General features: G+C 61.1%; 27 protein-coding genes. 15 read left to right on the top strand and 12 right to left on the bottom strand.

Annotated elements, in window-relative coordinates; translation table 11 throughout:
- Window positions 1-15 precede the first annotated feature (15 nt).
- A complete protein-coding gene (gene sutA, locus ACIO0C_RS00625) occupies window positions 16-339 on the top strand; it encodes a transcriptional regulator SutA (protein WP_007980816.1) in 324 nt (107 codons plus the stop codon).
- A 156-nt stretch (window positions 340-495) separates the two neighbouring features.
- Here the strand turns inward: sutA and ACIO0C_RS00630 are convergent, their stop codons facing one another.
- The 6 genes from ACIO0C_RS00630 to ACIO0C_RS00655 are packed head-to-tail and all read right to left on the bottom strand — an operon-like array spanning window position 496 to window position 5,105.
- Entirely contained in the window at window positions 496-1,194 is a 699-nt protein-coding gene (locus tag ACIO0C_RS00630; protein WP_401306564.1) for an HAD family hydrolase, read from the bottom strand.
- Window positions 1,191-2,090, bottom strand: coding sequence for a tyrosine recombinase XerC (gene xerC / locus ACIO0C_RS00635; protein WP_401306567.1), 900 nt, complete (start codon window positions 2,088-2,090; stop codon window positions 1,191-1,193). Before xerC ends, ACIO0C_RS00630 begins: the two co-directional genes overlap by 4 nt.
- A gap of 1 nt (window position 2,091) precedes the next feature.
- Window positions 2,092-2,817, bottom strand: a complete 726-nt coding sequence (locus tag ACIO0C_RS00640) for a DUF484 family protein (RefSeq protein WP_401306569.1) — start codon at window positions 2,815-2,817, stop codon at window positions 2,092-2,094.
- Between the two features lie 13 nt (window positions 2,818-2,830).
- A complete protein-coding gene (gene dapF, locus ACIO0C_RS00645) occupies window positions 2,831-3,661 on the bottom strand; it encodes a diaminopimelate epimerase (RefSeq protein ID WP_401306571.1) in 831 nt (276 codons plus the stop codon).
- A gap of 4 nt (window positions 3,662-3,665) precedes the next feature.
- Window positions 3,666-4,913 (bottom strand): diaminopimelate decarboxylase, encoded by a 1,248-nt coding sequence (lysA, locus tag ACIO0C_RS00650; RefSeq protein ID WP_401306574.1) that lies wholly within the window; start codon window positions 4,911-4,913, stop codon window positions 3,666-3,668.
- A gap of 9 nt (window positions 4,914-4,922) precedes the next feature.
- Window positions 4,923-5,105 carry a lipoprotein gene (locus ACIO0C_RS00655; protein ID WP_008066386.1) on the bottom strand — a complete coding sequence of 61 codons (183 nt, stop codon included), beginning with the start codon at window positions 5,103-5,105 and terminating at the stop codon, window positions 4,923-4,925.
- A gap of 318 nt (window positions 5,106-5,423) precedes the next feature.
- Here ACIO0C_RS00655 and cyaY point away from each other — a divergent pair, with 318 nt between their 5' ends.
- The 3 genes from cyaY (at window position 5,424) to rnk (ending at window position 6,552) form a co-directional block, all read left to right on the top strand.
- Window positions 5,424-5,756 (top strand): iron donor protein CyaY, encoded by a 333-nt coding sequence (cyaY, locus tag ACIO0C_RS00660; RefSeq protein ID WP_401306577.1) that lies wholly within the window; start codon window positions 5,424-5,426, stop codon window positions 5,754-5,756.
- Window positions 5,757-5,760: 4 nt separating this feature from the next.
- Entirely contained in the window at window positions 5,761-5,988 is a 228-nt protein-coding gene (locus tag ACIO0C_RS00665) for a DUF1289 domain-containing protein (RefSeq protein WP_401306580.1), read from the top strand.
- A 153-nt stretch (window positions 5,989-6,141) separates the two neighbouring features.
- Window positions 6,142-6,552, top strand: a complete 411-nt coding sequence (gene rnk, locus ACIO0C_RS00670; RefSeq protein WP_401306583.1) for a nucleoside diphosphate kinase regulator — start codon at window positions 6,142-6,144, stop codon at window positions 6,550-6,552.
- A 7-nt stretch (window positions 6,553-6,559) separates the two neighbouring features.
- Here the strand turns inward: rnk and ACIO0C_RS00675 are convergent, their stop codons facing one another.
- The 3 genes from ACIO0C_RS00675 to ACIO0C_RS00685 all read right to left on the bottom strand — a co-directional run bounded on the left by ACIO0C_RS00675 (window position 6,560) and on the right by ACIO0C_RS00685 (window position 10,215).
- Window positions 6,560-9,406 carry a class I adenylate cyclase gene (locus tag ACIO0C_RS00675; RefSeq protein WP_401306586.1) on the bottom strand — a complete coding sequence of 949 codons (2,847 nt, stop codon included), beginning with the start codon at window positions 9,404-9,406 and terminating at the stop codon, window positions 6,560-6,562.
- Window positions 9,407-9,599: 193 nt separating this feature from the next.
- On the bottom strand, window positions 9,600-9,845 hold the full coding sequence (locus ACIO0C_RS00680) for a TIGR02647 family protein (protein WP_046818484.1): 246 nt from the start codon (window positions 9,843-9,845) through the stop codon (window positions 9,600-9,602).
- 85 nt (window positions 9,846-9,930) lie between these two features.
- Window positions 9,931-10,215 (bottom strand): hypothetical protein, encoded by a 285-nt coding sequence (locus ACIO0C_RS00685; RefSeq protein WP_401306589.1) that lies wholly within the window; start codon window positions 10,213-10,215, stop codon window positions 9,931-9,933.
- Window positions 10,216-10,341: 126 nt separating this feature from the next.
- On the opposite strand from ACIO0C_RS00685, the gene ACIO0C_RS00690 reads away from it, so the two are divergent.
- Complete coding sequence (locus tag ACIO0C_RS00690; RefSeq protein ID WP_401306592.1) at window positions 10,342-11,001, top strand: glutathione S-transferase family protein; 660 nt, start codon at window positions 10,342-10,344, stop codon at window positions 10,999-11,001.
- 75 nt (window positions 11,002-11,076) lie between these two features.
- Here the strand turns inward: ACIO0C_RS00690 and argH are convergent, their stop codons facing one another.
- Window positions 11,077-12,471 (bottom strand): argininosuccinate lyase, encoded by a 1,395-nt coding sequence (gene argH / locus ACIO0C_RS00695; protein WP_401306595.1) that lies wholly within the window; start codon window positions 12,469-12,471, stop codon window positions 11,077-11,079.
- A gap of 451 nt (window positions 12,472-12,922) precedes the next feature.
- Here argH and ACIO0C_RS00700 point away from each other — a divergent pair, with 451 nt between their 5' ends.
- From ACIO0C_RS00700 to rsd, 7 genes are all read left to right on the top strand, one after another.
- The gene (locus ACIO0C_RS00700) at window positions 12,923-13,669 is read left to right on the top strand and encodes a LytTR family DNA-binding domain-containing protein (RefSeq protein ID WP_008066399.1); all 747 of its coding nucleotides are present in this window, start codon (window positions 12,923-12,925) and stop codon (window positions 13,667-13,669) included.
- A 139-nt stretch (window positions 13,670-13,808) separates the two neighbouring features.
- Window positions 13,809-14,750, top strand: coding sequence for a hydroxymethylbilane synthase (gene hemC, locus ACIO0C_RS00705; protein ID WP_180202185.1), 942 nt, complete (start codon window positions 13,809-13,811; stop codon window positions 14,748-14,750).
- The gene (locus ACIO0C_RS00710) at window positions 14,747-15,514 is read left to right on the top strand and encodes a uroporphyrinogen-III synthase (RefSeq protein WP_401306599.1); all 768 of its coding nucleotides are present in this window, start codon (window positions 14,747-14,749) and stop codon (window positions 15,512-15,514) included. Before hemC ends, ACIO0C_RS00710 begins: the two co-directional genes overlap by 4 nt.
- 17 nt (window positions 15,515-15,531) lie before the next feature.
- Complete coding sequence (locus tag ACIO0C_RS00715; protein WP_401306602.1) at window positions 15,532-16,692, top strand: uroporphyrinogen-III C-methyltransferase; 1,161 nt, start codon at window positions 15,532-15,534, stop codon at window positions 16,690-16,692.
- Window positions 16,689-17,927 carry a heme biosynthesis protein HemY gene (locus tag ACIO0C_RS00720; protein ID WP_401306604.1) on the top strand — a complete coding sequence of 413 codons (1,239 nt, stop codon included), beginning with the start codon at window positions 16,689-16,691 and terminating at the stop codon, window positions 17,925-17,927. Before ACIO0C_RS00715 ends, ACIO0C_RS00720 begins: the two co-directional genes overlap by 4 nt.
- A gap of 230 nt (window positions 17,928-18,157) precedes the next feature.
- Complete coding sequence (locus tag ACIO0C_RS00725; RefSeq protein ID WP_401306606.1) at window positions 18,158-18,709, top strand: disulfide bond formation protein B; 552 nt, start codon at window positions 18,158-18,160, stop codon at window positions 18,707-18,709.
- Between the two features lie 177 nt (window positions 18,710-18,886).
- Window positions 18,887-19,345, top strand: a complete 459-nt coding sequence (rsd, locus tag ACIO0C_RS00730; RefSeq protein ID WP_083349898.1) for a sigma D regulator — start codon at window positions 18,887-18,889, stop codon at window positions 19,343-19,345.
- A gap of 61 nt (window positions 19,346-19,406) precedes the next feature.
- On the opposite strand, the gene ACIO0C_RS00735 is transcribed toward rsd, so the two are convergent.
- The gene (locus tag ACIO0C_RS00735; RefSeq protein WP_401306609.1) at window positions 19,407-20,072 is read right to left on the bottom strand and encodes an FKBP-type peptidyl-prolyl cis-trans isomerase; all 666 of its coding nucleotides are present in this window, start codon (window positions 20,070-20,072) and stop codon (window positions 19,407-19,409) included.
- Window positions 20,073-20,264: 192 nt separating this feature from the next.
- Between ACIO0C_RS00735 and ACIO0C_RS00740 the strand changes: the two genes are divergently transcribed.
- Window positions 20,265-21,347, top strand: a complete 1,083-nt coding sequence (locus tag ACIO0C_RS00740; RefSeq protein WP_401306612.1) for an AlgP family protein — start codon at window positions 20,265-20,267, stop codon at window positions 21,345-21,347.
- Here the strand turns inward: ACIO0C_RS00740 and ACIO0C_RS00745 are convergent.
- Complete coding sequence (locus ACIO0C_RS00745) at window positions 21,344-21,808, bottom strand: TIGR02444 family protein (RefSeq protein WP_401306614.1); 465 nt, start codon at window positions 21,806-21,808, stop codon at window positions 21,344-21,346. The two genes, ACIO0C_RS00740 and ACIO0C_RS00745, sit on opposite strands and share 4 nt — an antisense overlap.
- 50 nt (window positions 21,809-21,858) lie before the next feature.
- Here ACIO0C_RS00745 and ACIO0C_RS00750 point away from each other — a divergent pair, with 50 nt between their 5' ends.
- Both ACIO0C_RS00750 and ACIO0C_RS00755 read left to right on the top strand, forming a co-directional pair.
- Window positions 21,859-23,769 carry an ATP-binding cassette domain-containing protein gene (locus ACIO0C_RS00750; RefSeq protein ID WP_401306616.1) on the top strand — a complete coding sequence of 637 codons (1,911 nt, stop codon included), beginning with the start codon at window positions 21,859-21,861 and terminating at the stop codon, window positions 23,767-23,769.
- Complete coding sequence (locus ACIO0C_RS00755; RefSeq protein ID WP_401306618.1) at window positions 23,769-24,350, top strand: mechanosensitive ion channel domain-containing protein; 582 nt, start codon at window positions 23,769-23,771, stop codon at window positions 24,348-24,350. The genes ACIO0C_RS00750 and ACIO0C_RS00755 overlap by 1 nt, the downstream gene beginning before the upstream one ends.
- Window positions 24,351-24,398 lie beyond the last annotated feature (48 nt).

The raw sequence follows: 24,398 nt of genomic DNA on the forward strand, positions 1-24,398 counted from the left end.
GTCATGAGGTAGAACATGAGCGACGATGATCTGGAAAACGACGACCTCGAAGTAGGCGACGACGACGAAACCGAAGAAGGTCTGGAAGCAGCGGCGGAAGACGTCGCTGAAGACGACGGCGGTGATGCCCCCGTTCCGACCGCCAAAGGCAAAGCCAAGGCAGCGGTATCGGTTGATGAGCTGCCGAGTGTCGAAGCCAAGAACAAGGAACGCGACGCCCTGGCCAAGGCCATGGAAGAGTTCCTGGCTCGTGGTGGCAAGGTGCAGGAAGTGGAGGCCAATGTGGTCGCCGATCCTCCCAAGAAGCCTGACAACAAGTACGGTAGCCGGCCTATCTGAGCCTGCTGCACGCTTGCTGAAAAAGCCCGCCGTCGCTGCGGGCTTTTTCATGCCTGAAACAAAATCGTGCGCAGCCCTGTAGGAGCCGGCTTGCCGGCGAAGGGGCCCTTGAGTCTTGTGCAATCCTTGAGATCGCCTTCGCTGGCAAGCCAGCTCCTACAGATTCCACTGCGCCAACAACGCCGGCAATTCGGTCAGGCTGCGAATTTCGGCATCCGGCAAACGCTCGGCTTCCCAGACTTTGCCCGCCGGGTTGAACCAGATCGCCCGCAGCCCTGCCTGTTGCGCGCCGGCAATGTCGTCCCCCGGATGATCACCGATATGCACCGCCGATTCCGGGGTTGCACCACCACGTTGCAGCGCTTCATGAAACAGTCGCGCATCGGGTTTGGCAATGCCGATGTCTTCAGCGCACAACGCAAACTTGAAGTAGTCCGCGAGCCCCAGGCGGCGCACATCGGCGTTGCCGTTGGTGACCACGCCGAGGGTGTAATGGTCGGCCAGTGCCTGGAGGGTGGGTTGCACCTCCGGGAAGATTTCCAGCTGATGCCGGGCATGCAGGAACACTTCGAAGCTCTGATTGGCCAGGTCCGACGCCTCCGCATGGGCGTACCCGGCTTCTTCCAGTGCTTGAAACAACACACGGCGACGCAAGGCACTGATGCGGTGCTTGAGGTTTGGCTCGATGCTCAGGATGCGTTCGCGAATGGCCCACAAATGATCCACCGGAACAGCGCCCAGGTTGGGCGCATGTTCAGTCAGCCATTCACGCAATACGGCTTCGGCGCTGACGATCACCGGGGCGGTGTCCCACAGGGTGTCATCGAGGTCGAAAGTGATCAGTTGGAGAGTCATGAATCGTCGCCTTTAATGCGTTTGGCCCGTGGATGGGCGCTGTCGTAGACGGTTGCCAGGTGCTGGAAATCCAGGTGGGTGTAGATCTGGGTGGTCTTGATGTCCGAGTGGCCGAGCAGTTCCTGCACCGCCCGCAGGTCCTGGGAGGACTCCAGCAGGTGGCTGGCGAAAGAATGTCGCAACATGTGCGGGTGCAGGTTTTGCCCCAGTTCGCGTTCGCCCGCGGCCTTGACCCGCAACTGGATCGCCCGCGGACCCAGGCGCCGGCCTTGCTGGCTGACAAACACCGCATCGTCCGCCGGATTGGCCAAGGCCCGCAGTGGCAGCCACTGTTCCAGCGCCTCGCGGGCTTTTGTGCCCACTGGCAGCAGACGGGTTTTGCTGCCCTTGCCGTGCACCTGGACCATGCCGTCCGCCAGATCCAGCTGATCGAGATTGAGCCCGGTCAGCTCCGACAGGCGCAGCCCGGAGGAGTAGAACAGTTCAAGGATCGCCTGATCCCGGCGCGCCAGAAAGTCGTCTTCCACGCCACCTTCCAGCAGTTGCAGCGCGCGGTCGGTATCGAGGGTTTTCGGCAAGCGGCGCTCGCCCTTGGGCGGTGCCAGGCCATTGGCAGGGTCGTGATCGCAGAGGCCTTCGCGGTTCAGGTAGTGATAAAGCCCACGTACTGCCGACAACAGCCGTGCCAGGCTGCGGGACGATTGACCTTGTGAATGCAGGCGGGCGATCAGGCTGCGCAGGCGCTGGATGTCCAGGGCCGCCCAACTGCCGATGTTCTGTTTGACGCACCAGTCCAGCACTTTGTCGAGGTCGCGGCGATAGGCCGATAGCGTGTGCGGCGACACCTGCCGCTCACTGCGCAGGTGTTCGCAGTAAGCGTCCAGTTGCCGTTCCATCTCAGCGTACCGAGCGCAGAGAGCTGTTGAACCGTGGCAGCACGCGGCCCATGACTTCGGCGATGTAGCTCAAAAACAGCGTGCCCACCGAGCTCTTGTAGTGCTGCGGGTCGCGGCTGGCGATGGCCAGGATGCCGTGGATGCCTTGGTGACTGATGGCCACGACGGCGGTGGAGCCGATCTGCTTGCGCTGCTCTTCGCCGAACAGAAAGTCCAGTTCATGCTCGCGCAGGGTGCCGCTGACGCTCTTTTCTTCCTGTAGCAAGCCGCCAATGGCCACTTGTGCCTCGGCGTGAGTGACCCAGCGGCCAACCGGCATGGGGTTGTCGCCGAGCAGGATGAGACTGACGAAGGGCACCTGGAAGTCCTGGCGCAGGCTGTCTTCGACGCACATCACCACGTCTTCCAGGGTGTTGGCATCCATCAGCGCAAGGATCAGGCGGCGAGTCTTGTCGAAGAGGCGGTCGTTGTCGCGGGCCACATCCATCAAGTGCGAGAGGCGGTGTCGCAACTCGATGTTGCGGTCACGCAGGATGGTCATCTGGCGTTCGACCAGGGACACGGTGTCGCCACGGCGATGGGGAATGCGCAAGGCCGGCAGCAGTTCTTCGTGTTCGACGAAGAAGTCCGGATGAGCCTCCAGGTACGCGGCAATCGCCGCCGCCTCCAGGCTTTCGGACGCTGATTCGTCGGGCTGTCGGGCGGGTACCTGGGGCTTATCGGTCATGGCTTTGGCTCACTCAAAGACGTACTTGTCCTTCATATACACGTACTGCCGGGCCGGTCATCATGACTGGTTGCCCAGGGCCTGCCCATTCAATGGACAGACGCCCGCCGGGCAGGTCAATCAATAGCGGCGAATCCATCCACCCCTGGCTGATCGCGGCCACCGCCGCGGCGCAGGCGCCGGTACCGCAGGCCTGGGTTTCCCCCGCCCCGCGCTCCCAGACGCGCAGCTGCGCGCGGCCCCGGTCGATGACCTGGAGAAAACCGACATTGACCCGTGCCGGGAAGCGCGGGTGATGTTCGATTTTCGGCCCCAGTTCATGCACCGGTGCATTGTTGATGTCACTGACCCGCAACACGGCGTGGGGATTGCCCATGGACACGGCAGCCAACTCGACCGGTGTGCCGTCGACCTCAACCTGGTAACTCAGGGCCTGTTCCGACGCCTGGAACGGAATATCGGCCGGCACCAGGCGCGGCGCGCCCATGTTCACGCCAATCTGTCCGTCGTTGCGAACATCCAGCTCGATAATGCCGCTTTTGGTTTCGACACGGATCTGCCGTTTCGCGGTCAGGCGCTTGTCGAGCACAAAACGGGCGAAACAGCGTGCACCGTTGCCGCATTGTTCCACTTCGGAGCCGTCGGAGTTGAAGATCCGATAGCGGAAGTCCACGTCCGGGTTGCTCGGGGCTTCGACGATCAGCAACTGGTCGAAACCGATGCCGGTGTGTCGATCGCCCCAAAGCTTTGCATGCTTGGGCAGAATATGCGCGTGCTGGCTGACCAGGTCGAGGACCATGAAGTCATTGCCCAGGCCGTGCATCTTGGTAAAACGCAGCAGCATGGTTTTACTCCGGCAGCAGGCTTTCGCCAGCGAACAACTCGGCTACCGTCTCACGGCGACGCACTTCAAATGCCTGATCGCCGTCCACCAACACTTCAGCGGCGCGGCCGCGGGTATTGTAGTTGGAGCTCATGACAAACCCATAGGCGCCGGCGGAATGCACGGCCAGCAGGTCGCCTTCTTCCAAAGCAAGCTCACGCTCCTTGGCCAGGAAGTCACCGGTCTCGCAGATCGGCCCGACGATGTCGTAGGGGCGGGCAGCGGTAGCGCGCGGGCGCACGGCGGTGACGTCCATCCAGGCCTGGTACAGCGCCGGGCGGATGAGGTCGTTCATGGCCGCGTCGACGATGGCGAAGTCTTTGTGTTCGGTGTGCTTGAGGTACTCGACCTGGGTCAGCAGCACGCCGGCGTTGGCGACGATGAAACGGCCCGGTTCGAACACCAGTGCCAGATCGCGACCGTCAAGACGCTCGCGCACGGCCTTGATGTAGTCGGCGGCCAATGGCGGCTCTTCATCGCGATAACGCACGCCCAGGCCACCACCGAGATCGATGTGGCGCAGGTAGATGCCGCAATCGCCGAGGCGGTCGACCAGGCCCAGCAAGCGGTCGAGAGCATCGATGAACGGTGGCAGGGTGGTCAATTGCGAACCGATATGGCAATCGACGCCAACCACTTCCAGGTTCGGCAGCTGCGCAGCACGCACGTACACGTCTTCGGCGTCGGCGATGGCGATGCCGAACTTGTTCTCTTTGAGACCGGTGGAGATGTATGGGTGAGTACCGGCATCGACGTCCGGGTTTACGCGCAGCGAGATCGGCGCCCGAACACCGAGCTCGGCCGCCACCACTTGCAGGCGCTCCAGCTCGTCAGTGGATTCGACGTTGAAGCAGTGCACGCCGACTTCCAGCGCACGACGCATGTCGTCGCGGGTCTTGCCGACGCCGGAGAACACGATCTTGTCGGCGCTGCCGCCAGCGGCCAGTACACGTTCCAGTTCGCCACGGGAAACGATGTCGAAACCGGCACCCAGACGCGCCAGGACATTCAGCACACCCAGGTTGGAGTTGGCCTTGACCGCAAAGCAAACCAGGTGAGGCATGCCAACCAGGGCATCGGCATAAGCCAGGTATTGGGCTTCGATGTGCGCGCGCGAGTAAACGTAGGTCGGTGTACCAAAGCGATCAGCGATAGCAGACAGGGCAACACCTTCCGCGAACAGTTCACCGTCACGGTAGTTAAAAGCGTCCATGATGTTCCCTTATTGGTAGACGTCGTGCTTGTGCGACTTGGAGGGCTGCTTTTGCGAGGACTGGGCTTGCTCTGCAGGGTCCTGATCTTCATCGGGCAGGTACAGCGGGCCTTTTTGGCCACAGGCTGAAACCAAACAGGCAAAAGCGACGATCGAAGCGAGCGCGGCTAGGGAAGAGATCAGGCGCTTCATGGCGAAATCCTTGAAAATGCAGTAATTGCGCCGGAGTATACCGGCCACCCGGCAGCTTGCCTATGCGACGGGGCTCCCGTCCGGCGGGCCTTCGCGCATACACATCGAACCCTGTGGGAGCGGGCTTGCCCGCGATAGCGGTGGTTCTGTCGACATTGATGTTGAGTTTGCCGGCCCCATCGCGAGCAAGCTCGCTCCCACAGGTACAGCGTTTGATGTACCTATATCGGCCCATGATCGTTATCCTTTGCAATCAGCGGGGCTCGCCCGTATCGTGCGGCGCTTGAGCCTGATCAGACACTTTTTGAGGTTGCCGTAATGAGTTTGTCCGAAGCGCGTTTCCACGATCTGGTCGATGCCACCCAGCAGGCGCTGGAGGACATCTTTGACGACAGCGACCTGGATATCGATCTCGAAAGCTCGGCCGGTGTGCTGACCGTCAAGTTTGAAAACGGCACCGCGCTGATCTTCAGTCGCCAGGAACCGTTGCGTCAGCTGTGGCTGGCGGCAGTGTCCGGCGGCTTCCACTTCGACTACGACGAAGAAAGCGAGCGCTGGATGTGCGACAAGAGCGAAGAGCAGCTGGGTGAAATGCTTGAGCGCATCGTCAAGCAACAAGCCGACGTCGAACTCGATTTCGAAGGCCTGTAACGTCGTGACCCAGCCTGCGCCCGTTCGTCCGCCAAAGCCGCTTTACAGCAACGTCAGCCCGGCAGTCCCTTCGCCCTGCAGTGGCGTGTGCCGGCTGGATGAGCAGAAGGTCTGCCTCGGGTGTTTCCGCCATGTCGAAGACATCCGCGAATGGCGCTCGGCGGATGACGAGCGCCGCCGGGTGATCTGCGCCCAGGCCTCGCATCGCAAAACCACCACCGATGCCCGGTAGGGGCGCACAGCCGTATGCCGGTGGCGGCTTGTATATTTTTTGAGCTGTGATAGTGTCCGGGTATGCCTCAACCCATCGAGGCTTGTGAAAACCCCGCCTTTTTCTGGCGGGGTTTTGCTTTTTTCGTGCAGAAGAAAGGAGTCTGCCCTGATCATGACCGCACCTTCCATCACCCTTACCCGTCTGGACGTACAACGTCTGGAGCGCCTGATCGACAGCCTGGACGAAACGCTGCCGGGCGTTATCGCGCTGCAAACCGAACTGGATCGCGCCGATACAGTGGTCGGCCACGATGAAGTGCCCGCCGACGTCGTGACCATGAATTCCCGTGTGCACTGTCGTGAAGAGGGCAGTGGCAAGGACTACCACCTGACGCTGGTGTATCCGAAGGATGCCAATGCCGATGAAGGCAAGATTTCCATTCTGGCGCCAGTCGGCAGCGCGTTGCTGGGCCTGAAAGTCGGCCAGCACATCGACTGGCCAGCCCCGGGCGGCAAGACGTTGAAACTGACCCTGCTTGAAGTCGAATCGCAGCCAGCCAACGGCGGCGACTACAACGTTTGACCCCGCATCAGACCTGTTCGAGCGCCTCGTTCAATGCGCGCTCCAGGTCGGTCTTGTAGCGCAGATACAGATTGCTCGACCCCTGACCATCACCGAGCAGGCCTGAAAGGTCCAGATCGGTGATGTAGCAGCGGTAGCGTTCGGTCTCACGGCGTTGTTCGACGATTTCCCGGGCGACCACGCTGAACAGCTGGTCGCCATGTTCCAGCTCGGAAAACTCCCGCTGATTGCAATACAGCGTGACCTGTACCTTGCCCGGTGCGGCTTTGCCGACGATCGCCTGTACGTCATAGAAGGGTTTGTTGACCGGGGTTTGCGGCGCCGGTCGGGCATCCACCCGACGCGCCCGGCCTGCTCCTGAAGGCTGCAGTTGATAGTACAGGGTGTCCAGGCTCGCAGGCTGGGCCGTGTCCATCGGTAGCGCGGCATCGCGCCGGTACTGGATCGATTGCAGGAAGCGTTGCAACGGCACCAGCAGGCTGTGCTCGTCATGCCACGGCAGGCGCTGCTGCCACAAGGCATTGAATTCATCGAGCACGTACAGATCGGCCTGCGCTTCGTTGACCCGGTAGAACACCTGGATGCAGTCCGGTCGACCCATGGGCAGCAGCAGCGCCAGGTCCTGGTCGTCCAGTGCCATCGGGTCCAGGTGCAGCGGGCTGTAGCTCGCCAGTTCTTCACCGAGGTAGTCGAGCAATGCTGGCAGGCTAGCCAGGGCGATGTGATTGACCTGGCCGGGTATCAGTTCCAGCACGTGGTAATGCTGCTGGACCTGAATCAGGTAGCGATGGTTGAGATTACTCAGCAGCAGGTTCTGCGCGGTGTCGAGGATGTCTTCGACGCGCTGGGCGATGAATTGCGCGCGGTTGTGACAGAAACAACGCACTCTCAACCTGGGTTGCCGCGGCCTGCCAGGCAGGGCGTTGAGATAGTCGCGCAGGCAATCGAGCAGGGCGTGGGGGCCGTCATAGCGACTGACCAGCACTTCGTTCCAGCTGTTGCGCGTGACCTGATCCAGGGTCAGCACCAGGTTTTCCCTAACGCCTGCGTAGCTCAAGGAATCGGTACGCTCGGTGGTCATCAGGATGTTCAGGTCGCGGTGGTGCTTGAGCGGATCAATGCCAACGTTGACCAGGATCAGCACCTCGCTGGGCACGCTGGCACGCAGCAGGAGTTCTTCGGCGACGGTCGGCAGAGGCAGGGGAATGCTCTGTTGCAGGCTGCCAAGCAGGTTGAATAGCTCGAATTCGCTGAGGTCGCTGCTGCCCGGGTGCAAGGCCAGGCGGGTGCTGCTGTCGATCACGCCGTTGCGGTGGCACCAGGCGAGCAGCTCGAGCAAATGGCGACTGCGTTTGATCGGGGCGAAATGTTCCCACTCAAGGGCGGTCAGACTGCCGTTGTACAAGCCCCATTGGCTTTGCTCGGGTTCTTTCCTGCTCGGCGCGTACACCAGCGTCAGAGTGTCTTCGGCCAGGTCCGGGGCAATGCCGGGGTTGATGAACTCGACCTTGTCCGCCTTGCGCTCGAAGGCCGCATACAGGCGTCGACCCAGCACGCTGAGGTCGCGCTTGTTGATCGGACTGATGGATTGTTCGTGGCGGGCAAACTGGGTCAGGAAGCGATAGCTGAAATTCAGTTCATTGACCAGGGCCCGGCGCTCCGAGATCACCTGGCGCACTTTCCACTGGCTGCGGCTGTCGAGCAGGGCCAATTGGCGCTGATCCCATTGCCACTCGCGAGCCAGGCGCTCAAGCAACGAACGTTGCCAGCCTTGGGTGCGCCCACCGCTGCCAGTGAGTTTGCGATTGACCTTCAGGTAGAGCGCTCGGCGCACCAGCTCCAGTCGCTCCGGTTCGTTGCGGGCGATAAGGTACTGCGCGATGCGTCGATAAACCACGACATACGGGTCCAGCTCATCGAGGTCGAGCCGGTTGGCGAACACCGCCTGTTTGAAGCGCAGGCTCAGGCATTGGACTGTGGGGTGTTCGCTGGCGTACACCTCGATCAGCAGGAGTTTGAGCACCGATTTGTACGGCGACTCGATACCCTTGAACAGCTGCCAGAGCCCCGCACCAACGAATTCCCCAGGCGGAATGCGGGCCAGGTGGCCCAGGTCCAGGGTTTCATCGGCGCGGATGAAGCGCTTGGAGGTCAGTGTGTGGGTGTATTGCTCATAGTTGGCTTCCTCATACACCGGCACCAGCCACCAGATAGGCGTCCGTCCTGCCAGCCAGATCGCCGTGCGATAAAACTCGTCCAGCAGCAAATAGTGCTGGGTGGTGCCGCAGTCTTCCGAACTCAGCTGGCTGTCGCGCTCACCCCCTACGAAGCGGATCGGGTCGACCAGGAAGAAGTGCGCCTCGGCACCCTGGCTGGCAGCCCAGGCTTCGAGCAGTTGGCACTTCCTGCGCAATTCGGTGAGCTCGTTTTCGCTCAGGTCCGGGCTGTGACAGACCCACACGTCCATATCGCTCTGGTCCGCCTGGGCCAGGGTGCCGAGGCTGCCCATCAGGAACAGGCCGTGAATTGGCCGGGGTGGATTGCTGCCGTGGCGCGGCTTATAGGAAAAGGAGCGGGTCAGGCGCTGGGCTTCGGCGAGGAGGCTGGCATCCGGCTCGAAATTCGACAGCCCGGCCGGTGTGCTGCCCGAAACGTAACCTGGCAGCAGAGGATGATTGACGTGGAAGAACAGCGGCAGGAGGTTCAATACCCCTTGCTGGCGCGTCGATAACCCTTCCATGGCACGCGCCATGCGCCCCTCGTTGAGCTTGAGGAAGCGTGCGCGCAGCTGGCTGAGCACCTTGCGGTCAATTCCCTCGTCCAGATCGGGGCGGATTTCATGGGTGCGGGTCATGTCAGCTCAAACCGGCTCGCAGGGCTCGGACGTGGAGGCTCTCGGGATGAGGGGCAGTTTAGCGCCTCGGCCCCGGGACTTTTAAGCTGATTTTGTATTCTGGCGTCAGATTTCTATCACGGGGCGACGCCAGGCGACTGAATGCGCCCGCGGAAATCCCGTGGCGGGGCTTCCGTGGGCAATGCGATGGAATTCAGGCTGTTTCCTGAACGCTCAGAATAGTCAGAACGGTTTGTACATTTTGCGCGGCGTCACGACCCAGGCTGGTCAGATAACCGCCGTCAGGCTGGTCGATGAGTTCTTTCTCAAACAGGCGTTTGGCGGCGGCAATGTGTTTCGGGGCAGCGGTCTGATGAATTTTCAAACCTTCCTGGGAACTGTCCAGGTTGAAGAGTGCGAGGACTTCCAGTTCGGCAACCAACTCAGGGGTAAGCGACATAAGGACTCCAGACTTTCTAGGAATTGGGCGACAGCGCTCCTAAGGTGATCTCACTCGCGCGGCATGTCCAGTGCTCGTGCCAGGGTTATTGCTTTTCCGGCGGCAACTCGGGCAGTGCCCGCAACGCGGCTTCGTACCATTCGGTATTGAACGCGCGGTCTTCGTCGAGCATCGTGTCGATTTCTATGGCCAAAACGTGGGCCATCAAGTTGAGGATGTCCTCGCGCTCGTAGCCCACCAGCGTCAGCTTGTTGAAGGTCGCTTTGGCGGCCGGCGGATTGTCGCTTTCGATCTGGTTCTCGATGGCTTCGACCAGCGTGGTTTCGGCGAATTCTTCTTCGTCGTTATCGATATCGGTTGGTTCGCTCATGGCAGGCTCCTTAAGGAAAGGTCGCCAGTTTACCCGCATTCAGCCGCGTGATGCTGCTGGCAAGAAAGCCTGGAGCGTTCTATAAACAGGCACTGCCCACCCCACGCACGGCCTGGAGGCTATGTGATGCTCAAGCTTTATGGTTTTTCCGTCAGCAACTACTACAACATGGTCAAGCTGGCGCTGCTGGAGAAAGGACTGCCGTTCGAAGAAGTGCCGTTTTATGCCGGCCAGACCCCCGAGGCGCTGGCCATCAGCCCCCGTGGCAAAGTCCCGGTGTTGCAGACGGAGCAGGGTTTCATCAATGAAACCAGTGTGATCCTCGAATACATCGAGCAAAGCCAGAAAGGCACGCCACTGCTGCCGAGCGATCCCTTTGAACGGGCGCAGGTGCTGGCGCTGGCGAGGGAGATCGAGCTGTATATCGAGCTGCCGGCGCGTGCCTCTTATCCAGAAGCTTTTTTTGGCATGACGCTACCGAATGCGATCAAGGAAAAAACCAAGGCCGAACTATTGCAGGGTATTGCGGCGCTGGGCCGGCACGGAAAATTCAGCCCTTACGTGGCAGGCGAAAACCTGAGCGTGGCGGATCTGTATTTCCTGTACAGCGTGCCGCTGGCGTGCGGTGTGGCGAAGAAGTTGTTTGATATCGATTTGTTGGCTGAGCTGCCGGCAGCCAAGGCGCTGCTGGAGATTCTGGGCGATAACCCGAATGTTCAGCGGGTTGCAGCGGACAAGGAGGCGGCGATGCCGGCGTTCATGGCGATGGTCGCGTCCAAGAAGTAGGAATTTGTAGCGCATTCAAGAATGCATTCGCGGGCAAGTCACGCTCTGTAGGAGCGAGGCTTGCCCGCGAAGCTTTTAGCGGCTGGCGAGCAGAGCCTGACCGCGCGCTACGGCTGCCTTCACCTGCGCCGGCGCGGTGCCGCCGATGTGGTTACGGGCATTGACCGAACCTTCCAGGGTCAGCACGGCAAACACGTCCTGATCGATCTGGTCGCTGAACTTGCGCAGCTCTTCCAGGCTCATTTCCGCCAGGTCCTTACCGCTTTCCACGCCATATTTCACGGCATGGCCGACGATTTCATGGCAGTCGCGGAAGGGCAGGCCGCGGCGCACCAGGTAGTCGGCCAGGTCGGTGGCGGTGGAGAAGCCACGCAGGGCTGCTTCGCGCATCATCGCGTGTTTGGGCTTGATCGCCGGGATCATGTCGGCAAAGGCACGCAGTGAGTCGCGCAGGGTGTCGGCGGCGTCGAACAGCGGTTCCTTGTCTTCCTGGTTGTCCTTGTTGTAGGCCAGGGGCTGGCCTTTCATCAAGGTCAGCAGGCCCATCAGCGCACCGAATACACGACCGGTCTTGCCACGTACCAGCTCTGGCACATCCGGGTTTTTCTTTTGCGGCATGATCGAGCTACCGGTGCAGAAACGGTCCGGCAGATCGATGAACTGGAACTGCGCACTGGTCCACAGCACCAGCTCTTCGGAGAAGCGCGACAAGTGCATCATCGCGATGCTGGCCGCCGAGCAGAACTCGATGGCGAAGTCGCGATCGGACACGTTGTCCAGCGAGTTGCCGCCCACGGCATCGAAGCCCAGCAACTGGGCGGTGTATTCGCGGTCGATCGGGTAGGTGGTGCCGGCCAACGCGGCGCTGCCCAGTGGCATGCGGTTGGTGCGCTTGCGGCAGTCGACCAGGCGCTCGTAGTCGCGGCTGAGCATTTCGAACCAGGCCAGCATGTGGTGCCCGAAGGTCACCGGCTGCGCGGTTTGCAGGTGGGTGAAGCCCGGCATGATGCTGCCCGCTTCGCGCTCGGCCTGCTCCAGCAAGCCTTTTTGCAGGCGGGTGATTTCGCCGAGGATCAGGTCGATTTCGTCACGCAGCCACAGGCGAATGTCGGTGGCGACCTGGTCGTTACGGCTGCGGCCGGTGTGCAGTTTTTTACCGGTCACGCCAATGCGGTCGGTCAGGCGCGCCTCGATGTTCATGTGCACGTCTTCGAGGTCCACGCGCCAATCGAACTGGCCGGCCTCGATTTCTCCCTGGATGGTCTTCAGGCCATCGGCAATGCTGTCGCGCTCGGCATCAGTCAGCACGCCGACCTTGGCCAGCATGGTGGCGTGGGCGATCGAGCCCATGATGTCGTGGCGATACAGGCGCTGGTCGAAGGTGACGGAGGCGGTGAAGCGGGCGACGAAGGCGTCGACGGGTTCACTGAAGCGGCCGCCCCAGGACTGATTGGTCTTGTCAGTGCTCATGAATTCGCTCGTATCGGCTGAAGAAAGATGGCGTTGAAAGCTGCCGCGGATAATAACAGGGTTGCCAATCCTGTCGCTGGCACTGGTCGACTGGTTTTCATTGCCCGGGGTGTCTGAGCCTGGGCGTGAACAATTTGCACAACGATATTTTTCAATTGAGCAATATCGTTCCGGCAACCGTCTACAGTTGGACAGTAGGATGAGCGCACTTCTCGGTGCGAAAGAGGACTATAAGAAGAGGGGTGTTCATATTGCGTATCAGCAAACCCTGTGGCGATGTGTCGCCAATGCGGGCCTGGGCCGCTAATCGCCCGGCAGATGAAAATTTAGCTGCCCGACCAGCGGCACTTTTTGACGCTCGCGCTAGTCTTAGCGTGGATCGCGGTGACGGACGTCACTTCACCTGTCTACGCTATCCTTGTGCGAGACTCACGCAGGAATCCAGCGCAATATGAATGTCCTGATCGTTGATGACGACCCCCAAGCCCGCGAGCGCCTGAGCCGAATGGTTGGCGAGCTCGAGGGATACAGTGTCCTGGAGCCCAGCGCCACGAACGGCGATGAAGCGTTGGCACTGATCGACAGCCACAAGCCGGATATCGTGCTGCTCGATATCCGCATGCCAGGCCTCGATGGCCTGCAAGTGGCCGCGCGATTGTGCGAACGTGAAACCCCGCCTGCCGTGGTGTTTTGCACGGGGCCCGATGAATTTGCCGTGGAAGCCTTACAGGCCAGCGCCGTAGGCTATCTGGTGAAACCTGTGCGAACTGAACAATTACATGACTCGTTGAAAAAAGCCGAACGGCCCAATCGTGGCCAGCTCGCCGCCCTGACTCGCCCTGCCGCCGAAAGTGGCAACGGCCCGCGCAGCCATATCAGTGCCCGTACCCGCAAGGGGATCGAGCTGATCCCGCTGGATCAGGTGGTCTACTTTATCGCCGACCACAAGTACGTGACCTTGCGCCACGAAAGTGGTGAGGTGCTATTGGATGAGCCACTCAAAGCCCTCGAGGATGAATTCGGCGACCGCTTCGTGCGCATCCACCGCAACGCACTGGTCGCTCGCGAGCGTATCGAACGCTTGCAACGAACACCGCTGGGGCATTTCCAGCTGTTCCTTAAGGGTCTCAATGGTGATGCATTGATCGTCAGCCGACGTCATGTGGCCGGCGTGCGGAAGATGATGCAACAGCTTTGATTCGCGGGTTGCAAGGCGGACTTCACACCCGATTGCCGGATATCCGGGGCCAGGGAGGCCGAGTAGTTTCTGATACAAGTCAAAGTGGATTTGGCTGAGCTGTTATTATCCGCCGTATCTATTCAGTACGGATTGATCCATGTCCTCTCGCCAGATCCGCATCGCCACCCGCAAAAGCGCTCTTGCCCTGTGGCAGGCCGAATACGTCAAAGCCCGTCTGGAACAGGCCCATCCGGGTCTGCTCGTGACCTTGGTGCCCATGGTCAGTCGCGGCGACAAGCTGCTCGACTCACCCCTGTCGAAAATCGGCGGCAAGGGCCTGTTCGTCAAGGAGCTGGAAACTGCGCTTCTGGAAAACGAAGCCGACATCGCCGTGCACTCCATGAAAGACGTGCCGATGGACTTCCCTGAAGGCCTCGGTCTGTTCTGTATCTGCGAGCGCGAAGACCCACGCGACGCATTCGTCTCCAATACCTACGCAAGCCTTGAAGCGTTGCCACCTGGCAGCATCGTCGGCACGTCGAGCCTGCGCCGCCAGGCCCAGTTGCTGAGCCGTCGTCCAGACCTGGAAATCCGCTTCCTGCGCGGCAACGTCAACACGCGCCTGGCCAAGCTCGACGCCGGCGAATACGACGCCATTATCCTCGCGTCCGCCGGCTTGATCCGGCTGGGCTTTGAAGATCGCATCACCTCGGCCATCAGCGTCGACGACAGCCTGCCGGCCGGTGGCCAAGGCGCAGTGGGGATCGAATGCCGCACCGCGGACAGCGAAATTCACGCACTGCTCGCGCCGCTGCATCACCAGGACACCGCGACCCGTGTGAGCGCCGAGCGTGCTCTCAATAAACACCTCAATGGCGGCTGCCAGGTGCCGATCGCCTGCTACGCCGTGCTTGAGGGTGAGCAGGTCTGGTTGCGTGGCCTGGTGGGTGATCCGAGCGGCGGCCTGTTACTCAGTGCCCAGGCCCGAGCGCCGCGTGGCGATGCCGAGGCTCTGGGGGTGCAAGTGGCCGAAGACCTTTTGAGCCAGGGCGCCGCCGATATTCTGAAAGCGGTCTACGGCGAGGCAGGTCACGAGTGACGGGCTGGCGCCTGCTGCTGACGCGTCCGGCGGATGAGTCGGCGGCGTTGGGCACTTTGTTGGCCAATCAGGGGATTTTCAGTAGCAGCTTGCCGCTTTTGGACATAGTGCCGATCCCGGTCTCTGACACAATCGGCGAAGTTATCCGGGAACTGGATCGCTACAGCGCAGTGATCGTGGTCAGCAAGCCCGCCGCGCGAATTGGCGTCGAACTGCTCCAGCGCTTTTGCGTTCAAGCACCGTGTGTGAAGTGGTTTAGTGTCGGCGCGGCGACGGCACGAATTCTTCAGGGTCATGGCCTGGACGTGAGCTTCCCGGATGAAGGCGATGACAGCGAAGCCTTGCTTGAACTTGCGAGTTTGCGCGAGTCTCTCGCCCGACCCAATCCGCGTGTGCTGATCCTGCGCGGGGAAGGTGGGCGTGAACTGCTGGCTGAGCGATTGCGCGAGTCAGGTGCTAGTGTCGAGTATCTGGAATTGTACCGCCGCGAGCTGCCGCAATACCCTTCGGCAGCCCTGGAACAGCGGATCGAAGCGGAACGCCTGAATGCGCTGGTGGTCAGCAGTGGACAAGGTTTTGAGCACCTGCATCAATTGGCTGGCGATGCCTGGCCGCAGTTGGCGCGGTTGCCGTTGTTTGTACCAAGCCCCAGGGTCGCCGAGCTGGCACGTGCTGCCGGTGCCCAAACAGTTGTGGATTGTCGTGGCGCCAGTGCCGCGGCTTTGCTGACGGCGTTACGGGAGCATCCCGTGCCCGTTCTCTAAATGCAAAGGATGGATACGTGAGCGAAACAGCCTTGCCTAAAGATAACTCGCGGCCAGTGCTCGATGCACCGGTTGATGCACCTTCTGATGAACTGCGACCACCTCCAGCTGAGCAGCAACGCCGAGGCAATGGGCTGGCAATCGTCGCGCTGCTGTTGGGCGCCGCCGGTGTCGCAGTAGGTGGTTGGGGAGTCTGGCAGGTGCGTCACTTGCAAGCCAATACCCAGCAGCAATTGAGCCAGGTGCAGGCTTTGAACGATCAGGCGCAGAGCCTGAAGCTGAACGAGCAGCGCCTGAGTGCGCGCCTGGAACAACTGCCCAATGCCGATGTACTGGAGGAGCGCAGCCGCCTGGTGATTCAGTTGCAGGGCGACCAGCAACGCTTGAATCAACGCCTGGAAACCGTCCTCGGTGCCAGCCGCAAGGACTGGCGCCTGGCTGAGGCCGAGCACTTGCTGCGCCTGGCCAGCCTGCGACTTTCGGCCTTGCAGGACATTAGCAGCGCCCAGGCTTTGGTGCAGGGCGCCGATGAAATCCTCCGTGAGCAGAATGACCCCGGTTCCTTCGCCGCTCGCGAGCAAGTGGCCAAGACCCTGGTGGCCTTGCGCAGCACCGAGCAGCCGGATCGCACCGGTTTGTTCCTGCGGCTGGGGGCGTTGCGCGATCAGGTGATCAGCCTCACCGAGCTGGCGCCCGAGTACAAGGACCGTGGCGAATCCCTGCTGGGATTGACCGCCGATGGCGACGGCGCCAGTCGCTGGGCGCAATGGTGGGATCAGATCTCGCGCTACATACGTATCGATTTCAACGCCGACAAAAATGTCCGCCCATTGCTGGCCGGGCAGAGCCTGAGCCAGGTTCGCCTTGCCCTGAGCCTGGCGCTGGAGCAGGCGCAATGGGCTGCGCTCAACGGTCAGGCGGCGGTGTATGCGCAAGCGCTGGCAGAGGCGCGGGATGTGCTCAAGGGCAACTTCAACCCGGACAATCCTCAGAGCAAAGTGATGCTCGAACAGGTGGCGGAACTGAGCAAGCAGCCGGTCTCTGTGGTCACCCCGGACCTGACCGCGACCCTAAGTGCGGTCCAGGGCTATCTGGAGCGGCGTAACGTGAACGCCGAGGACTCGATCAAGCCGCTGGCCAAGCCTGCCGCGAATGCCGCGCAGGAGGCCACCCCATGAAACGCCTCTATGTGATCGTGTTCCTGGCCATTGCGGCTGCGGCTGCGCTGGGCTTGGCCATCGCCGAGCATTCGGGTTACGTCCTGATCGCCTACAAGAGCTTTCGCTACGAATCGAGCCTTTGGGCAACGCTGGCTTTGATCGCCGTACTCTTGCTGGTCTTCTGGGGTATCAAGGCGTTGGTCGAACTGGTGACGACCTCCGGTGGCGTGGTCAATCCGTGGTCACGGCGCAATCGTAGTCGCCGGGTCCAGGTGGCGATCGAACACGGGCAACTGGACCTGGCCGAAGGTCGCTGGGCCAGCGCGCAGCGTCACTTGCATCGGGCTGCGGAAGCCGAGCGTCAGCCGCTGTTTTACTACCTCGGGGCGGCGCGAGCCGCGAACGAACAAGGTCGCTACGAAGAAAGTGACAATCTGCTGGAGCGTGCCCTGGAGCGTCAGCCCCAGGCCGAGTTGGCGATAGCCTTGAACCACGCGCAATTGCAGACCGATCGCGGTGATACCGAGGGCGCCCTGGCGACCCTGCAGGCGATGCGCGAGCGCCACCCCCATAACGCACAAACCCTGCGTCAGTTGCAGCGCCTGCATCAGCAGCGAGGTGACTGGTCGGCAGTGATCCGCCTTTTGCCCGAGCTGCGCAAGGACAAAGTCCTGCCGGCGGCTGAACTGGCCGAACTGGAGCGCCGAGCCTGGGGTGAGAACCTGTCCCTGGCGGCGCATCAGGAAGAGGAAGGGACGCTCGGTTTGCAAGCGCTCGATCGCGCATGGCAACAGCTGACATCGGCTCAGCGCCAAGAGCCGCAATTGGTACTCGCCTATGCCGAGCAACTGCGGCAACTGGGGGCCCAGATCCAGGCCGAAGAGGTCTTGCGCACGGCTTTGAAACGAAACTACGACAGCCATCTGGCACGCCTCTATGGATTGGTGCGCGGCAGTGACCCGGCTCGCCAACTGCAACTCGCCGAGGGCTGGCTGAAAGATCATCCGACCGATCCAGGCCTGTTGCTGACGCTGGGTCGCCTGTGTCTGCAAAGCAGCCTGTGGGGCAAGGCCCGGGATTATCTGGAAAGCAGTCTGCGAATACAGCGCAACCCGGAAGCCTGCGCCGAACTGGCACGCCTGCTGGCCCAGATGGGAGACACCGAGCGTAGCAACCAGCTGTTCCAGGAAGGCCTGGGTTTGCTCGATGAGCGCTTGCTTGCGGCACCGCTGCCGGCGTTGGCTCACGTTTGATCACTGAGTGACGGATCGCTCGAATGGGCGATCCGCTGCTCCAAAGCTTGTCGGAATTCTCCCTTCGCAAGGCTGCTTCAGCAAAGTCCTACAGACCACTACGTCTGATCCTGTGATGTCTGTCGGGAATTCCCAATGTATTTGCTGAAATGTCTGCACCTGCCCGCCTTGAAAGGGTTGCGCGCTTTCCACTACCGTAGCCGTCGGACTCTTATTGTTACGGAAACGCCATGCCGTTGGCCTGCCCACGCTCCCTGTTTTTTACTGTGTTCATCGCAGGCACCCTGGCCCTGGGCGTTTCCTATTACCTGGAATATGCGGTCGGCCTCCAGCCATGTGGCTTGTGCCTGTTGCAACGGGCTTGCCTGGCGCTGCTAAGCGGTTTGTGCCTGATGGCTTCAGTGCACGGTCCCGGTCGCCTTGGAGCCTTTGTGTATTGGCTGGTTGCACTGCTCTGTGGCCTGTTGGGGACCTTCACGGCCTGGCGTCAGGTGTTGCTGCAAACCGATCCTGTGTATCAATTTTCCTCCTGCTCACCTGACCTGGCCGAGGTATTCACAGGCGCCCCGTGGCTACGCTTCATGCAGATGATGTTCCAGGGTGCCGTCGACTGCCCGCGGATCGCCTGGACGTTGTTCGATTTGAGTATCCCGGAATGGAGTCTGCTGTTCTTCGTTGCGGTGATGATTCCGAGTATTTATCAGCTGATACGCCTGGTCTTGAGTGCTCTACGACGACCACTCGGCGACAAGTCGTCGGATCGGGTGCTTGCCAAAGATTAAACACTTGTATGAACTTTATCGTCTGCGTACCTTGAAGCCACCGTCGCGCGGGCATAATCTGGCCCGCACGTGTCATTGGATTTATGTTGCTCGATGACGCTCTGCCTGGTCGAATCTTGATTCTCAAGTGTGCGACAGGTGTAGAGCAGCATGACCCACAAGGGAAGAGAGACCGCCATGCTCGAAAGTTGTCAGAATGCTCAGGAACGTTGGGGTGGAGTTCATCTGCTGATTGACCGCTGGTTGCAGGAGCGTAAAGAGCTGATCGATGCGTACGACAAGCTCGGAGCAAAACCTGAGGCACTGTCCGAGAACCGCAAACCCTTGCAAGAGTTCTGCGGCGTGCTGGTCGATTACGTCTCCGCCGGCCACTTCGAGATCTACGAACAGTTGACGGGGGAGGCCAAGGCCTTCAACGACAAGCGTGGCCTGGAGCTCGCAGAGACCATCTACCCGCGCATCGACGTCATCACCGAGAAACTCCTCGCGTTCAACGACCTGTGCGATGCCGGGAAGTGTGTTGCTGATGAGTTCAAGACGCTGGGTGGCTTGCTGCATGAACGCTTCGAACTGGAAGACTGCCTGATCGAAGTGTTGCATACCGCTCACAAGGAAGAAGATTCGGTTCAGGCCTGATCGTTCTTCCCGCAAGACCTGAAAACGGTGCGCCATGGCGCACCGTTTTTCATTTGTGCTTTCAGCTGGTGGCACCGCGCAATTCGACCTCGAACACCAGGGGAGTGAAGGGGGCGATGAGGTCGCCTGCACCGTCGGAACCATAAGCCTGTGCCGATGGAATCACCAGGCGCCATCTGGCACCGACGGGCATGTCTTGCAGCGCGCTGCGCCAGCCACTGATCACGCTGTCGAGACTGAACCATTGCGGTTGGTTGTTCTGGTCGAACACTGTGCCGTCTGGGAGTCGACCGACGTAAAGCACCTGGACCTTTCCGTTGGGTCCGGCCTTGGCGCCAGTACCCGGTGACAACTCGGTCAGCAGTATTCCATCCGCCAATTCACGAACGCCGGGTTTGGCTTTTTCCCTGGCGAGAAAGTCGTGCTCGTTTTTAAGTGCCTGCTCGTTTTGCGGTGCGGGCGTTTGCAGGGTCCCCTGCGTTTCGTGCTCGCGCAAAATCTGTTCGATCTGCTCGTCCTTCAACGCCAGTGGCTTGCCTTGATAGGCCTGCTGCAGTCCTTCGACCAGTGCCTGGATCTGCAAGTCGGGAACCTCTTGGCGCAAGCGTTCGCCAAGACTTGCGCCCAGGCTGTAAGCGAGATCGTGAGCGTCTTTTTCCTGGTTTTTTTCAGTGGCGTTGGCCACGGAAAATATCACGCAGAACGATAAAAAAAGGTAGCGCGACATGGGCACTCTCCAGCCTGAGTTGCGGGCGATTATGCCAGCGTGAATGCGTTCAACGGTGAACTGCTTTTGCGCCAACGCAGAACATTTTCAATTCGTTGCAACGCAGCGCTTTGGATACTGTCAAGATGCCCTAGCGGCGGTAGCAGCAGAGGTCTAGTATGAGCCGCACTCACGTCAGCCAGGAGGTAAACCATGTCGGCCACCAAGAAGCCTGTAAGTACTCCGTTGCACTTGCTCCAACAACTCTCGGGCAGCTTGCTCGAGCATCTGGAAAACGCTTGTTCCGAAGCTTTGGCTGATGCTGAAAAACTGCTCGCCAAACTGGAAAAGCAGCGCGGAAAAGCGCAAGAGAAATTGCACAAATCCCGTACCAAATTGCAGGACGCAGCGGCGGCCGGAAAGGCCAAGGCGCAAACCAAGGCCAAGGACGCGGTGAAAGAGCTCGAGGACCTGCTTGATGCCCTCAAGGATCGTCAATCGGAAACTCGCGGCTACATCCTGCAACTCAAGCGCGATGCCCAGGAAAGCCTGAAACTGGCCCAAGGTGTTGGTCGCGTAAAAGAGGCTGTCGGCAAGGCGTTGTCCTTGCGTTCGGCCAAGCCTGCTGCGGCTCCTGCGAAGAAAGCCGCTGCCAAACCGGTTGCCGCAAAAGCACCGGCCAAGCCTGCCGCCAAACCTGCCGCCAAGGCACCGGTGAAAGCCGCAGCCAAACCTGCTGCAACCTCTGCAGCGAAAAAACCTGTCGCGGCCAGTGCTGCAAAACCGGCTGCCAGAACTGCAGCTGCCAAACCTGCTGCCAAGACAACCGCTGCCAAAACAGCTGCCGCGAAACCGGCTGCTAAACCAGCCGCCAAAACCGCGGCTGCGAAACCTGCCGTAGCGAAAACCGCAGCCGCCAAACCAGCGGCTAGAACTGCCGCTGCCAAACCCGCTGCCAAACCGGTGGCAAAAGCAGCAGCAAAACCAGCCGCCAAACCTGCTGTGACGAAACCTGCCGCTGCTGCCAAACCGGGTGCTGCAAAAGCACCGGCTAAACCTGCCGCAGCCAAACCTGCTGCCAAACCAGTCGCAGCCAAGCCAGCTGCAAAAGCACCGGCCAAACCTGCAGTGAAAAAACCGGTTGCCGCCAAGCCGGCCACCGCGCCAGTTGCCAAGCCAGCCAACCCGGCTCCGGTAGCAACGTCTGCTTTAGCAGCAGCCACCTCGACAGCCACGCCAGCGCCAACGCCGGCCGCCGCATCGATCGCACCAACCACCCCAACCAGCGCTTCTTAAGTGCCGGATACCGCGACGCGCAGCTGATGCAGCGCGTCGCGGTCCAGGTTGGCGGCGCCTGCCGTCACACCTTCCAGCCAGATCGCCAGATCGGTTGCGTCACCTTTCGGCCAATCCTGAGCCGATCGCTCCAGGCGCAATAACAGATTTCGCTCGGCCTCCAATTCAAGTGCCTTGACCTGTTCGCGTAGCGAGTGCAGCTCGGCATCCCGTGTGGCGGCAACTTTCCATTGCACGCGCAGTGCCCGCAACGGTTGCACGACATCGGCGTCCCAGGCCTGCGCCACACCGCGAAGCTGCTCCAGGCGTTGCTCATCGCAGGCGATACCCCGTTGTCCCAGCCATGCCGCGCACAGCAGCAGACACACACTGACACCGGCCGCCTGCAATCGCAGGCACGCCTGTTCGACGCCCGGACGGGCATAAAGGGTCAGGGAAAAGCTCCACAGGTCAGAGGACATAGTGCTACTCGCGCCAGTTGCGAGCGAAGCTGGTAGACTCCGCCGCCATTATGATTCGACTTCAGAACCTGACTTTACAGCGTGGCCCGCAACGTCTGCTAGAAGACGCCGAGCTGACCCTGCACGCCGGCCAGAAAGCCGGCCTCATCGGTGCCAACGGCACCGGCAAATCGAGCCTGTTCGCCTTGCTCAGGGGCGAATTGCACCCTGACTCGGGTGATTGCTTCCTGCCGGCCGACTGGCGTATCGCCCACATGCGCCAGGAGGTCGACACGCTCGAACGCCTGGCGGTCGACTACGTGCTCGATGGCGACCTTCGCCTACGCCAGGTGCAACGTGACCTGGCGGCAGCCGAAGCGGCCCATGACGGTGCCGCACAGGCCCGTTACCACTCCGAGCTCGATAGCGCCGACGGCTACACCGCCGACGCACGGGCGCGCAAGTTGCTGGCGGGCCTGGGCTTCACCAACGAGCAGATGGATCGCCAGGTCGGCGATTTCTCCGGTGGCTGGCGGATGCGCCTGAACCTGGCGCAGGCCTTGATGTGCCCTTCGGACCTGCTGTTGCTCGACGAACCGACCAACCACCTGGACCTCGACGCCATCATCTGGCTCGAAGAGTGGCTCAAGAGCTATCCCGGCACCTTGATGTTGATTTCCCACGACCGGGATTTCCTCGATGCCGTGGTCGATCACGTGGCTCACGTCGATCAGCGCAAGATCACCCTCTATCGCGGTGGCTACAGCGCCTTCGAGCGTGCCCGTGCCGAACGCCTGGCCCAGCAACAGCAAGCCTATGAGAAGCAGCAGGCGCAACGTGCGCACATGGAAAGCTACATCGCCCGCTTCAAGGCCCAGGCGACCAAGGCCCGTCAGGCCCAGAGCCGGATCAAGGCCCTGGAGCGGATGGAAGAGCTGACCGCGGCGCACGTCGACTCGCCGTTCGACTTCGTCTTCCGCGAATCACAGAAGATTTCCAGCCCGCTGATCGACCTGTCCGATGCCCGCCTGGGTTACGGCGAGAAAACCGTGCTGGAGAAGGTCAAGCTGCAACTGACCCCCGGTGCGCGCATCGGCTTGCTCGGCCCGAACGGCGCCGGTAAATCGACCCTGATCAAGAACCTTGCCGGCGAGCTCTCGCCGCTGGCCGGCCGCTTGACCCGTGGCGAGAACACCGTCGTCGGCTACTTCGCCCAGCATCAGCTGGATTCCCTGGATGCCAAGGCCAGCCCGTTGCTGCACTTGCAGCGCCTGGCACCGACCGAACGTGAGCAGACCCTGCGCGACTTCCTCGGTGGTTTCGACTTCCGCGGTGCGCGGATCGACGAGCCGGTGCTGAATTTCTCCGGTGGCGAAAAGGCGCGCCTGGCGCTGGCGTTGATCGCCTGGGACCGGCCGAACCTGTTGCTGCTCGACGAACCGACCAACCACCTGGACCTGGAAATGCGCCTGGCGCTGACCATGGCCTTGCAGGAATTCAGTGGTGCGGTGTTGGTGGTCTCCCACGATCGCCATTTGCTCAAAAGCACCACCGACAATTTCTACCTGGTGGCAGACGGCAAGGTCGAAGAATTCGACGGTGACCTCGAGGACTACACCCGCTGGCTGGTGGAGTACCGTCAGCGCAACACCCCGGTCAGCAACACCCCGGTCAACCCGGACAAGACCGACAAGAAAGCCCAGCGTCAGGCTGCCGCTGCGTTGCGTCAGCAACTGGCGCCGCACAAGCGCGAGGCTGACAAGCTCGAAGCCGAGTTGGGCAAGCTGCACGAGAAACTGGCGAAGATCGATGCCAGCCTGGGCGACAGCGACATCTACGAACCGTTGCGCAAGAATGAGTTGCGCGACCTGCTGGCCGAGCAGGCCAAGCTGAAGGTGCGTGAAGCGCAGCTCGAAGAAGCCTGGATGGAAGCCCTGGAACTGCTGGAAAGCATGCAGGCGGAGCTGGAGGCTCTGTCCTGATGGAGGCCTTCAAGCTGCCGCTGCCGGCGATGTGGGCCGAGCCGATCTGGCTCGGTGTGCAAATCCTGCTGATCCTGCTGGCGGGTTACATCGCCCAACGCTTCGTTGCCAAGTGCCTGACCCGCCTCGGTGAGCGTTACCCGTTCCCGCCACAGTTGCTGATGCCGCTGCGCGGCGGGCTGCGTTGGCTGATCATGGGCAGTGCGCTGATCTTCGTGCTGGAGCGCCTCGGGGTTTCGGCCACGGTGCTCTGGACCGCGCTGTCGGGGTTTGTCGCGGTGGCGGCGGTGGCGTTTTTCGCCATGTGGAGCGTGCTCTCCAATCTGTTGTGCGCGATCCTGATCTTCACCGTCGGGCCGTTTCGCCTGGGTGATGTGGTCGAGTTGGTGGACACCACCGACAAGCCCGGCGTCAAAGGCCGGGTCATAGCGATCAATCTTCTGTACACCACGCTGATCGAAGCTGAAGAGCTCGGTACCGGCAGCGCCATGGTGCAGGTGCCCAACAGCCTGTTCTTCCAGCGTTCGGTTCGGCGTTGGCGCGGCAGCGATGTGTTTCCTTCGAGCGGGTTTGAGAAATAAGCCAGCTTGCGATCTTTTGCTTTTGGCGTACGCAAAAAATCGGTAGTC

Origin of the sequence: Pseudomonas sp. NPDC087336 (assembly GCF_044744285.1) — a bacterium.
Lineage (GTDB): Bacteria > Pseudomonadota > Gammaproteobacteria > Pseudomonadales > Pseudomonadaceae > Aquipseudomonas.